The organism is Streptomyces sp. NPDC057565 (assembly GCF_042801455.1).
Classification (GTDB): Bacteria; Actinomycetota; Actinomycetes; order Streptomycetales; family Streptomycetaceae; genus Streptomyces; species Streptomyces yanii.
On the sequence record NZ_JBHVFU010000001.1, the window covers coordinates 18,438 to 29,864 of the forward strand.

The following is an 11,427-nucleotide window of genomic DNA, read 5'->3' on the forward strand; positions in this document are numbered from 1 at the left end:
AATGCGCCGGTCCCGGACAGGTCGGGGGCGGGACCGCATACGGCCCCGCCCCCTGCTCACCACCTGTCACCTCAAGGCTCCGGCGCAGGTCAGCACCAGATATCGGCGCAGCCGGAGTTGTAGGCGTCGATCAGGGTCTCCGTCAGCGAGGCACCTGAGGTGTCCGTGACGGTGGTGCGCAGGTCGACCTTGGCGGTGCCCATCGCAGGCACCGTCACCTTCCACCTGCCGTCGGCCGTACGTGCTGCCGCGGCCTGCTTCCAGCCGGTGCCGTCCGTCGCGTACCAGACCTTCAACGAAGCGACGGCAAGCGCCCGCCGACTGCCCTGCGCCGTGAGTCCGACCGTGTAATCGAGCGGCCTCCCCGCGTCGGCCGCGTTCTCGCCGGTCAGCGGCAGCCGGTAGTCGAGGTCCAGCAGCCGGGCCGCGGCAGCCGACTTCTCGTGACCGGAGCGGAACCGCCACTCGCTGGTGATCCGGGTGCCGAGCATCCACGTCACCGGGTCCGGTGACGTACGGGTGGCGTCGACCGTCAGCCGGTACCAGTCGTCCTTGCGCGGCAGGTCGAACGTGGCGCGGCCCGGTGCGTCGTTGCGGGCCAGCACCTTCCCGCCGTCGTCCGCCAGGACCGTGCTGCCGGTGTCCGCCCCCGGCGCCGTCTCGGCACGGTGCCCGGCCGCGTCCGAGAACACCGGGAGCGCCACATTCAGCTTGTCGCCGTCCCGGGTGATCTGCGCCGCCCCGGCCTGTTCGCCGAGCGCCGGGTTGAAGGGCGCGGACATCCAGTCGTCCCGGTAGTCACCGTCCGCGCGGTACACGGTGGGCGGGCCGACCAGCGTCCCCAACGGGTAGACGAAGTCGGAGACGTCGTACTGGTAGTGGAAGGTCGCCGTCGTCCACGCGACGTCCGGGCTGTAGTAGAGCGTCTGCTCCGACGGCGGCCGGTAGCGGGTGGACTGCTGGTTGAGCGTCAGCCCGTGCCACGTCGTCCAGGCGTACATGCCCTTGGGGTCGTTCGGGTAGCCGTGCGTGCGCTCCACCGTCGTCACCCTGGCCAGATTCGATCGCCGGTCGAACCAGTCGGCGCCCGCCGGGACCCTGCCGTCGACCGAGTGGTGCAGGAAGTAGGCGTCCGCCGAGGTGCTGATGCCGTCGAGCGTCAGCGTCAGCGGTCCTTCGGCCAGCCGTGCCCGCAGGGCGGGCACACTGGCCGCGTCCAGCCTGAGCACCGGTGTCGGCTTGTAGACCGAGAGTCCGTAGCCGACATACACGATGGCGGCCGTGCCCGCGTCCGTCAGCTTCTGGTAGAGCGCGTTGTTGAACGCGGTCTGGCTGGTGGCCGGTGTCCACAGGACGATTTTGCCCTTGAGGTCCATGGCCGCCGGGTCGGTGTCCGCCCCGGTGCCGATGTCGACGACCTCACCGGTGGCCGTGCCCAGCCAGCTGTAGATGCTGTACTGGGAGAGCAGCAGCCTCAGCGCGTCGGCCGAGGAGCCCGGCTCGTGGGCATCGACCTCGCGCTGCTGCCAGCTCAGCCCGCCGAAGAAGGTGAGCCCGTCCAGCGTCCCACCCGTGGAGGGCACCGCCTCCACGCGGTACTGACCGGCGGAGCTCGGTGCCACCAGCCCGGTGTCCGCGGCATTCGTGCCGGAACCGACCCGTGACGCGATCCCGGTGGCCGACTGCAGCGACACCCGGGCCGACCCGTCGTCGACACCGATCCTGACGGGCTCTGCGCCCTTGGTGTCCAGCGCGAGGGTGCTGTTCCGATCGAGCATCACCCGGTGGGCGAAATGGATCGCGGTGGTCCCGACGACCGTGTTGCCCACGGTGTCGTACTCCCACGTGTGCCCCAGGACGCGGTAGCTGCCGCGCGGCAGCGTCACCGTCCTCGGCTTGGTGCCGTCCAGGCCGATCAGCTGGGATGCGCCCGTCCTCTCGTTCTGCAGGACCGCGCCCGTCGAGGTGCGCTCGGCGCCTTCGCGCGGTGCGGGACCGGTCAGGGTGAGGGTGTACGTCTGTGGATCGGCCTCGACGGAAACGGGCACCGTCGCCCTGCCGCGCCCCGGCCAGGTCGCGGTGACCGCTCCGCCGTACGTTGTCCCCGCCTCGACCTGTGACGGATCGAGGACGACCTCCATGACCGCGGACGACCGAGCGGGCACGGTCACCGTCTCCGCGCCCAGCCTGATCGCCCGGCCGGGCCCGGCGGACACCTCCAGCCTCACGGGCTTGTCCGTGGTGTTCGTCCAGGTCACGTCATCGCTTTGCGGGGCGGCGGAGGCGTTCGGGTACGTGGCGTGGGCGGCCAGCGCGGCGGGTTCGGCGACCACCGTGGTGTCCAGTGCGGCCGGTACGTCGGTGAGACCGGCGCCCGTGTCGCTCACCGTCGCACCCGCCACCGGGGCGGCGCTGCCGACCAGTGCGGACTTCAGCTGCGCCCCCGACCAGTCGGGGTGGCGCTGGGCCAGCAGGGCGGCGGCGCCCGCGACATGCGGGCTGGCCATCGACGTACCGGAGAGCGAGGCGTACTGCTCGGTGACGGCTGCGTCGTCCAGCGTGCCCGCGGCGCGGGCGGCCACGATGGCACTGCCCGGTGCGGAGATCTCCGGCTTGACTGCGGGCCGGCCCTGGCGTGGTCCGCGTGAGGAGAACGCCGACATCTCACCGGACTTGGTGACCGAGCCGACCGTCAGTGCGGCATCGGCGGCGCCCGGCGCGCTGATCGTACGGTCGCCGCTGTTGCCCGCGGCGATCACGAAGAGTGTGCCGTGCTCGGCGGAGAGCTTGTCGACCGCGGCGGACAGCGGGTCGGTACCGTCGGAGGCCCGGTTCGATCCGAGACTCATGTTGACGATCCGGGCGTCCTGGTCGACGGCCCACTGCATGCCGGCGAGGATCCAGGAGTCGTAGCCGTAGCCGTCGTTGCCGAGGACTTTGCCCTCGACGAGCTCCGCGCCCGGCGCGACACCCGCGTACCGGCCCCCGGAGGCGGCACCGGATCCGGCGATGATCGAGGAGACATGGGTGCCGTGGCCCTGGAGGTCCTGGACGTCGCCGTCCTCGGTGAAGTCCTGCGAGGCGGTGACGGCATTCTTCAGGTCCGGGTGGGTGCGGTCGTAGCCGGTGTCGAGGACCGCGACCTTGGTGCCCTTGCCGGTGATTCCGGCGCGGTGAGCCGTGTCCGCGCCGATCTGCGGTACGGACCGGTCGAGCGTCGCCCGTACTCTTCCGTCGAGCCAGACCTTCCCGATGCCTTCGCTGCGGGCCCCGGACGCCGTGCCGAGCTGCTTCCACACAGTGCCGGCCGACTTCTTCGGAACGCTCAGAGCCGTGGTGCGTGCGGTGCGGAAGGCCGCGGCGACACGGGCACCCTTCGGCGCGTCGGGGCTTGCGGCGGACGGCGTGTCGCCGCCGACCAGGAGCCGCAGGGTGTCGGTTCTGCTGTCGGCGTAGCCCGAGGTGACCAGCTCGGTCACGTCGAACAGCCGTCGGTCGACGCGGCCCTGCGCGATCTGTCCGACGGCGTCGATCGGCACCGCGTACTCGTGGCCGTCCGCCCGGAACCGCGTGAAGCCCATGCCCTCACGGCCGGAGCCAGGCACGATCGAGCTGACTTGCACGGCGTTCCCGCTGCCGGAGTACGTCACCACGTCGCCGGTCAGCAGCGTGACGGTGCGGGCTGCGCCACCTGCGGCCGGGGACATGGCCGGGTCGGCGAAGGCGGGGGCGTTGTCGGCAGCGGCAGGGAGTGATCCACCGGCAAGGGCGGCGGCGAGCGCTGTGGCGCAGGCCGCCGCCCATCTGGTCCGTCTCATTCTCACCTCGTGAACTCGTGTGTTCCCAGGGGGTGGTGAGGCGAGAATGTCAGGAGCATGGCGGCGTGGGTCCGGTCGGTGCTGGCGGGAAGCTGCCATGGCAGCTATTCGCCGTAAACCCTTTCGATCAGCGGGAGTTGAGCGAAGGGCGGCGGCGCGTCACCGGTACCAGCCGAACCGTTCGGCCATCACCGGGAGCCGTTCGGCGACGAGCGCATGGGCCGCCGCACGGGGCGTGGAGCCGTCGGCCTCGGCGCGGGCCAGCATCCGGTCGATCAGGGCGCGCATCGAGCGACGGGTGTGCCCGAACGCCTCCTCGGCGTCGGCGCCGATGTCGCCGAACAGGGTCCACCACCACCAGGCGTTCGTACCGGAGTTGACGACCACATCGGGCAGCACGGTGATCCCGCGTCCGGCGAGCAGCGCCTCCGCCTCCGGCAGCACCGGCATGTTCGCCGCCTCGACCACCCAACGGGCAGTGATGAGAGCCTGGTTCGTGGCGTCGATGGCGTACGAGACCGCTGCCGGGACGAGTACCTCCACCTCCTGGGCCAGCCAGGCGTCGGCGGGCAGCTCGCGGTCCTCGTCCCGCAGCGCGCCGCGGTCCACCGTTCCGTACGCGTCCCTGGCGGCGAGCAGTGCCTCGACGTCGAGGCCCGCCGGGTTGGCGATGGTGCCCTTGATGTCCGCGACGGCGACGACCTTCAGCCCGGCCCGCGCCAGGAACCGTGCCGTCGCCCCGCCCATCGTGCCGAGGCCCTGCACACAGACGCGCGCCTGCGGGTACGCCATGCCCGCCCGGTCCAGCGCGGCGAGCGCCGACTCGGCGACCCCGCAGCCGCCGACCAGTTCGTCGAGCCCGATGCCGTCCACCTCGACGGCGAACGCGTCGGCGAGCCGCTGCCGCGCCGCCGTCTCGTCGTCGAGCAGGGGATAGACGGCCTGGATCGAGGAGATGAGCCCGGCCTCGGCGGCCGCCCGGTCGACGAGGTCCTGCGTCAGCCCGAGGTCCTCACCGGTCGTCCAGATGTTCTCGATGTACGGGCGCACGGCCCGCAGATAGCGCACCAGGACCCCGTACGCCTCCGGGGCGCGCGGGTCGCAGTCGATGCCGCCCTTGGCGCCGCCGAGCGGTATGTAGCGGGCCTGTGCGTCATCGGCGTCGAAGTGCAGGGCCTCCTTCATCGTCATGCCGCGGGCGAGTCCGGCCACCTCGTCGAGCGTGCAGCCCTCCCGCATCCGCAGCCCGCCGCTGGACACACCGCGCACCAGCCGGTCGACGACCAGATGGCCCTGGCGTCCGGTGACATGGTCCGTCCAGGTCAGCGAGATCAGCGGAGTCGGCGGGGTGGTCGGGGACGCGGTCGTCGTCGGCGTCGTCATCGGGGGGTCTCCTCGGTCACAGTGATCAGGGTGGGCCCGGGGGTGGTCAGGGCCAGGGACAGGGCGCGGGTGAGCGCCTCGGGTGAATCGGCGTGGACACCGTGGCCGCCGTACGCGCGGGCCAGCGCCGGGAGGTCGACGGACGGCAGATCGACCGCCGTGGGGGTGTCGCCGCGCGCCGCCATTTCGTCGCGGATCTCGCCGTATCCGCCGTTGTCGAACACCACGACGGGCAGCGGCAGTCGCAGCTGGGCGGCGGTGGCGAGCTCCTGCACGGAGAACTGCAGCCCGCCGTCGCCGCTCAGCGCCACCACCTGACGGGCGGGATACGCGGTCTTCGCGCCGATCGCGGCGGGCAGGGCATAGCCGAGCGTGCCGAAGCCGGTCGGATGGAGATAGCGCCCCGTCGGACCCACCGGCAGATGCGGGATCGCGCCGTAGTAACAGCACTGCGCACTGTCCGAGGTCAGGATCGCGTCCGCGTCCAGCACGGTTCGCACGGCCTGCAGATACGGCAGCCGGTGGGCATCGCGCTCAGCGGTCTCCGCGTCCCGCCCGGCGCGCAGCGCCCGTACGGCACCGGTCCGGTCCGGAGCCCCGGAACCCGGTGCGCCGTGGGGCTCGGCGAGTTGCTGCCGCAGGGCTTCCAGGGTCGTGCGGGCGTCGCCGACCAGCGGCAGTTGCGCGGGCAGCCCCGCGTACATCTGATCCGGGTCGACATCGACCCGGATCAGGGTGGCGCGCAGCGCGGGCGGCGCGGACCAGAGATCGGACTCGGCCAGTTCCGTGCCCACGGCCAGCACCGCATCGCACCCGGCCAGCCACTGTTGTACCGACGGACTGTGCAGCGACACCCCGAGCGACAGCGGGTGCGTCTCGTCGACGATCCCCTTGCCGTTGGCAGTGGTGACCACCGGCGCACCCAGCTCCTCGGCCAGCGTCAGACACTGCGTCGCGGCGTTCCTGGCGCCGCCACCGAGGACCAGTGCGGGCTGCCGGGCCGACCGCAGCACCCGCGCCGCGTCCCGCAGCACGGGCAGGGACGGGCAGAGCGCGGGCGTCGGCGGGGCGAGCCGCACAGGACCCGCCGGTTCCGGCTTCTCCAGCAGATCGAGCGGCACCTCGATGTGGGCCGGGCGCGGGCGTCCGGTGCGGAACAGTGTGAAGGCGCGCGCCACCGCGGAGAAGATCTCCTCGACCGTCGACGCCCGGTGGCTGAATGCCGAGACCCCCCGCAGCGCCTCGGTCTGGCTGCGCATCTCGTGCAGCAGACCGGTCGACTGGCGCGGGTGGCGCAGTGGCATGCCCGGCGAGACGACCAGCATCGGCACGCTGTCCGAGTACGCCTGCCCGACCGCCGCCGCAATGTTGAGCAGCGCCGGACCGGTGGTGGTGATCGCCACCCCGGGGCGCCCGGTGACCCGCGCGTACGCATCGGCGGCGTACCCCGCGCCCTGCTCATGACGCGGGGTGACATGCGCGATTCCGTACGGGTCCAGATGCCGGTAGATCTCCAGGTTGTGCGTTCCCGGAATCCCGAACGCCTGCGTCACACCGTGCTCCGCCAGTGCGCGAACCACGGCTTCGCCGCCGGTCAGTGAGGTCGGCCTCGGCTGCTCGGACACACTGCCTCCCTCCGTCAACCGGTCGATTTACTGAATCGCCAGTCAGTATTGGGAGGCGGGGGTACCCCTGTCAATGTGATCTTTACTGAATCGCTGTTCAGTGACTGAGGTGCGACCGTCAGGGGGCGGCAGGGCGCGGCACCTCGCACTCGTCCTTGAAGCCCTGGCTGGTCAGACCCAGTGCGGAGTTCGTCCGTGAGCGCATGTTCTCCACGGCGACCATGGTCGTCAGCTCCACCAGGGCCTTCTCGCCGAGCGCGGTCCTGAGCCGGTCCACCAGCTCGTCCGTGACCTCCGGCGGGGTGAGGCTCATCGCCTCCGCGTACTCCATGACGTCACGCTCCCGTGGTGTGTACGCCTCGCTGTCCCGCCATACCGGCACCTCGCGCAGTTTGCGGGGGTCCATCCCGTGCCGGTGGTTCTCCCAGTAGCCGAAGTCCATGCACCAGCTGCAGCCCACGGTCGCCGCGGACGTCATCACCGCAAGGGCCTTGAGCTGCGGGTCCAGCGTCTTCCACCGGCCCACGGCCAGCTCGAAGCGGAGTCCGGCCCACAGCACCCTGGTGTGGTGGGCGGTGGCCCGTACGGGATCGATGACCTTCCCGTACGTACGGTTCGAGTACCACGACACGGCGCGGAAGAGGAGACTGCGGGGCGGGTCGAGCGAGATACGGGCGGTCATGGCGGGTCTCCTTCGGTTCGGCTCCGAGTCCGCCGCGCGACTCCCCCGGGGGGTACCGGCGGCGGCTGCTGTCACGGATGCGACGGGCGGGAGCCGCCGGATGTGACATCGGCGAGCGGCCGATCGCGGAATCCTGCGAAGGGCACGGACGTTGGTTCCGGCATGACGGGAATCGATGCAGAGCAGGACGCGCTTCTCCGGCTGATCGCCGAGGAGGACGGCGGGGTGCTCGTGACGCTGAAGCGGGACGGCCGGCCCCAACTGTCCAATGTCAATCACTTCTACTATCCCGAGGAGCGCATCATCCGCGTCTCGATCACCGAGGGCAGGGCGAAGACGCGGAACCTCCGGCGCGATCCCAGGGCGAGCTACCACGTCACCAGCAAGGACCGCTGGGCCTGGACGGTCGCGGACGGGGCCGCCGAGCTGTCGCCGGTCGCCGCCGATCCGCACGACGCGACCGTGGAGGAGCTGATCACGCTCTACCGCGACGTGCAGGGAGAGCATCCCGACTGGGACGACTACCGCAGTGCCATGGTCCGCGACCGGCGGATCGTCCTGCGCCTGCACGTGGAGCATGTGTACGGGCAGCCGCGTGGCTGAGGCGGCGCGGTCCGGTCGTCATTCCCCTGGCTGTTCCGTACTCGCACCGTCGCACCCCCTGCTCATAATGAAACGACACCGACTCCCTCAGGAGATGTTGTGACCGGCGCTGACTCCCTGCCTCCGCTCCGCACCCGGCTCCGTACGCTGCGACCTGCCGCATTCGGCGCCGACCCCGACGGCGATCGCATGGAGCGCATCCGGCGCTCACCCAACTTCGCCGACGGCGTCTTCCAGAACCCCATGGGGGCGCGGACCAGGCCGTCCGGCTCCATGCTGGAGTTCGCGAAGGTCTTCTTCCGCAAGGAGGAGCGGGCCCGCAGGACGCCGACCGGCACGACACCCGTCCACGCCACCACGCTCGCCGACCTCGCCGCGCCGCCCGCCACGGGGCTGCGGCTCACCTGGATGGGTCATTCGAGCGTGCTGGCCGAGATCGACGGCCGCCGGGTGCTCTTCGACCCGGTGTGGGGCGAGCGATGCTCGCCCTTCGCGTTCGCCGGGCCCAAGCGGCTGCACCCGGTTCCGCTGCCCCTCGCCGCGCTCGGTCCGGTCGATGCGGTCGTCATCTCCCACGACCATTACGACCACCTCGACCTGCCGACGATCCGGTCCCTGGCGGGCACGGACACGGTCTTCGCCGTGCCGCTCGGTGTCGGCGCCCACCTGGAGCGCTGGGGCGTGTCCGCCGACCGGATGCGCGAGCTCGACTGGAACGAGACCACGCACATCGCGGGGATCAGCCTGACCGCGACCCCCGCCCGGCACTTCTGCGGGCGCGGCCTGCGCAACCAGCAGCACACCCTCTGGGCGTCCTGGGCCGTCGCGGGCCCGGAGCACCGGATCTACCACAGCGGTGACACCGGCTACTTCCCCGGTTTCAAGGACATCGGCGCCGAGCACGGCCCGTTCGACGCGACGATGATCCAGATCGGCGCCTACTCCGAGTACTGGCCCGACATCCATATGACACCGGCGGAGGGCATGCGTGCCCATCTGGACCTCCAGGGCGGGAAGCCGCTCGGAGCGATGCTGCCGATCCACTGGGGCACGTTCAATCTGGCCCCGCACCCGTGGGCCGAGCCGGGGGAGTGGACGAAGGATGCTGCTGCGGAGGTCGGGCAGGCGGTGGCGCTCCCCCGACCCGGCGAACCCTTCGAACCGGCGGGGATGCTCCCCACGGACCCCTGGTGGCGCGCGGTGTCCGCGCCTATTGCGCACCCGTGGCGTCGCTCCAAGGGGGCGGATACCGCACCGGTGCACCAGGAAGAGGTCGACCTTGCGGGCGAGCGGTGATCTCGGGCCCGCCGGTCGCTGACTCTGCCTGCTCATAGCCGCGGGCTCCGAACGACCGTTCGGAGCCCGCGGTGTCCGGGGTGTCGTGATGTGGACGAGGCCGAACGGGCGGTGACGGCGGACTTGGAGCGGGTCCGGCAGTCCTTGCTCGATGCAGGCGCCTCCGAGGTCCTGATCGAGGCGCTCGAACCGTAGGACCTGACGCCCGCCGCGGACGGCCCGCCGGATGTACCGGCGGGCCGTCCTGCGTCGTCCCCCGCCGGAGCCCCAAGGCCCGGCCGGCGTCGGCCATCGAGGCGGTGGCATCGCTCATGGACCAGGTCCGGTCTTTGGTCGCTCCGGGAGGATCCGCTCGCTGGACCGCCATGGTGTCAACGGGCAGCAACGGCCAAGCTGACTACGTGGCGCTCCTCGACCGTGCCGTTCGGGAAGACTTTTTTGTCATGTACGCTTAAATGGTCATGCCGGGTTGCATCCCGGTCATTGTTCTACGCGCGAAGAATTCAGTACCCAGCGCCTGCGCCCTCGTAGATCAACCCCTCCCGGAGGTATGACGGATGCTTGGATTCGGTAAGTCCCCTTGTCGCAGGCTCGTCAGCGGTATGGCCGTCCTGGGCGCCCTCGCCGCAGGCACCGCCGTCCAGGCGGTTCACGCCGCCCCCAGCGCCACCGCAGCCACCACCCATCGCGTGCTGTTCGACAACGCACACGCCGAGACGGCCGGCAACGCGGACTGGATCATCAGCACCAGCCAGCCGGACCCTCTGGGCCAGAACTCCAGCCCCACTTCGGAGACTTCCTGGACCGGCGCCCTCTCCTCCTGGGGCGTGGCCCTGCAGAGGACCGGCAACTACAGCCTGAAGACGCTGCCGTCGGGCAGCTCGATCACTTACGGCACCACCGGCGCAACCGACCTGATGAACTTCGACACCTTCGTGCTGCCCGAGCCGAACGTTCTGCTCACCGCGGCGGAGAAGACCGCCGTCATGAACTTCGTGAAGAACGGCGGCGGCCTGTTCCTGATCTCCGACCACACCGGCGCCGACCGCAACAGCGACGGTGAGGACGCGGTCGAGATCATCAACGACCTGATGACCAACAACTCCGTCGACAGCACCGACCCGTTCGGCTTCTCCGTCGACTCGCTCAGCATCGGCTCCGACTACCCGGCGGCGATCGCCGACGGCACCGACGCGGTGCTGCACGGCTCCTTCGGCACGGTGACCAAGAGCCTCATCGCCAGCGGTACGACCGCCACCCTCAAGCCGGCCGACAACTCCAGCGTCAAGGGCCTGCTCTACCGCACCGGGTACTCCGGCAACACCGGCGCCTTCTTCGCCACCAGCACCTTCGGCAGCGGCCGCGTCGCCTTCTGGGGCGACAGCTCGCCGATCGATGACGGCACCGGTCAGTCCGGCAACACCCTGTACGACGGCTGGAACGACTCCGGCGCCACCAACGCCGCCCTCGCCCTCAATGCCACCGAGTGGCTCTCCGGCAGCAGCGGCGGTGGCACTGGTACCTGCACCGCCGCCCAACTGCTCGCCAACCCCGGCTTCGAGTCCGGCAACACCTCCTGGACCGCGAGCAGCGGCGTCATCACCACGAGCAGCAGCGAGGCCGCCCGCACCGGCTCCTACAAGGCCTGGCTCGGCGGCTACGGCTCGGCGACCACCGACACCCTCTCCCAGTCCGTCACCATCCCGTCCGGCTGCGCCGCCACCCTCAGCTTCTACCTCCACATCGACACCGCCGAGACCACCACCAGCACCGCCTACGACACCCTCAAGGCCCAGGTGCTCAACAGCTCCGGCACGGTGCTCGGCACCCTCGCCACCTACTCCAACCTCAACGCCGCCGGTGGCTACACTCTGCGCAGCTTCGACCTCAGCAGCTATGCGGGCCAGACCGTGACCATCAAGTTCACCGGCGTCGAGGGCTCCAGGCTCCAGACCTCGTTCGTCATCGACGACACGGCGCTCAACGCGAGCTGACATCGGTCGCACCGGGCGTCCGCAGT

Annotated in this window: 7 protein-coding genes; 3 read left to right on the forward strand and 4 right to left on the reverse strand. The window is 70.8% G+C overall.

Annotation, left to right across the window (positions count from 1 at the left end; all coding sequences use genetic code 11):
* Positions 1-89 precede the first annotated feature (89 nt).
* The 4 genes from ACFU8W_RS00095 to ACFU8W_RS00110 form a co-directional block, all read right to left on the reverse strand.
* Positions 90-3,818 (reverse strand): S8 family serine peptidase, encoded by a 3,729-nt coding sequence (locus ACFU8W_RS00095; RefSeq protein ID WP_384030759.1) that lies wholly within the window; start codon positions 3,816-3,818, stop codon positions 90-92.
* A gap of 159 nt (positions 3,819-3,977) precedes the next feature.
* On the reverse strand, positions 3,978-5,201 hold the full coding sequence (locus tag ACFU8W_RS00100) for a Glu/Leu/Phe/Val dehydrogenase dimerization domain-containing protein (RefSeq protein ID WP_384030762.1): 1,224 nt from the start codon (positions 5,199-5,201) through the stop codon (positions 3,978-3,980).
* Positions 5,198-6,826, reverse strand: coding sequence for a thiamine pyrophosphate-binding protein (locus ACFU8W_RS00105; RefSeq protein WP_384030765.1), 1,629 nt, complete (start codon positions 6,824-6,826; stop codon positions 5,198-5,200). Before ACFU8W_RS00105 ends, ACFU8W_RS00100 begins: the two co-directional genes overlap by 4 nt.
* A gap of 118 nt (positions 6,827-6,944) precedes the next feature.
* Complete coding sequence (locus ACFU8W_RS00110) at positions 6,945-7,508, reverse strand: carboxymuconolactone decarboxylase family protein (protein WP_384030767.1); 564 nt, start codon at positions 7,506-7,508, stop codon at positions 6,945-6,947.
* Positions 7,509-7,670: 162 nt separating this feature from the next.
* Here ACFU8W_RS00110 and ACFU8W_RS00115 point away from each other — a divergent pair, with 162 nt between their 5' ends.
* The 3 genes from ACFU8W_RS00115 (at position 7,671) to ACFU8W_RS00125 (ending at position 11,401) form a co-directional block, all read left to right on the forward strand.
* Positions 7,671-8,111, forward strand: coding sequence for a PPOX class F420-dependent oxidoreductase (locus ACFU8W_RS00115; RefSeq protein ID WP_384030770.1), 441 nt, complete (start codon positions 7,671-7,673; stop codon positions 8,109-8,111).
* A 99-nt stretch (positions 8,112-8,210) separates the two neighbouring features.
* On the forward strand, positions 8,211-9,407 hold the full coding sequence (locus ACFU8W_RS00120; RefSeq protein ID WP_384030773.1) for an MBL fold metallo-hydrolase: 1,197 nt from the start codon (positions 8,211-8,213) through the stop codon (positions 9,405-9,407).
* Between the two features lie 557 nt (positions 9,408-9,964).
* A complete protein-coding gene (locus ACFU8W_RS00125) occupies positions 9,965-11,401 on the forward strand; it encodes a hydrolase (protein WP_384030776.1) in 1,437 nt (478 codons plus the stop codon).
* Positions 11,402-11,427: the final 26 nt, after the last annotated feature.

Excerpts from the sequence above, each read along its gene's own strand:
- ACFU8W_RS00110 (WP_384030767.1), bottom strand. The coding sequence starts at position 7,508 with ATGACCGCCCGTATCTCGCTCGACCCGCCCCGCAGTCTCCTCTTCCGC.
- ACFU8W_RS00125 (WP_384030776.1), top strand. The coding sequence starts at position 9,965 with ATGCTTGGATTCGGTAAGTCCCCTTGTCGCAGGCTCGTCAGCGGTATG.
- ACFU8W_RS00095 (WP_384030759.1), bottom strand. The coding sequence starts at position 3,818 with ATGAGACGGACCAGATGGGCGGCGGCCTGCGCCACAGCGCTCGCCGCC.
- ACFU8W_RS00115 (WP_384030770.1), top strand. The coding sequence starts at position 7,671 with ATGACGGGAATCGATGCAGAGCAGGACGCGCTTCTCCGGCTGATCGCC.
- ACFU8W_RS00100 (WP_384030762.1), bottom strand. The coding sequence starts at position 5,201 with ATGACGACGCCGACGACGACCGCGTCCCCGACCACCCCGCCGACTCCG.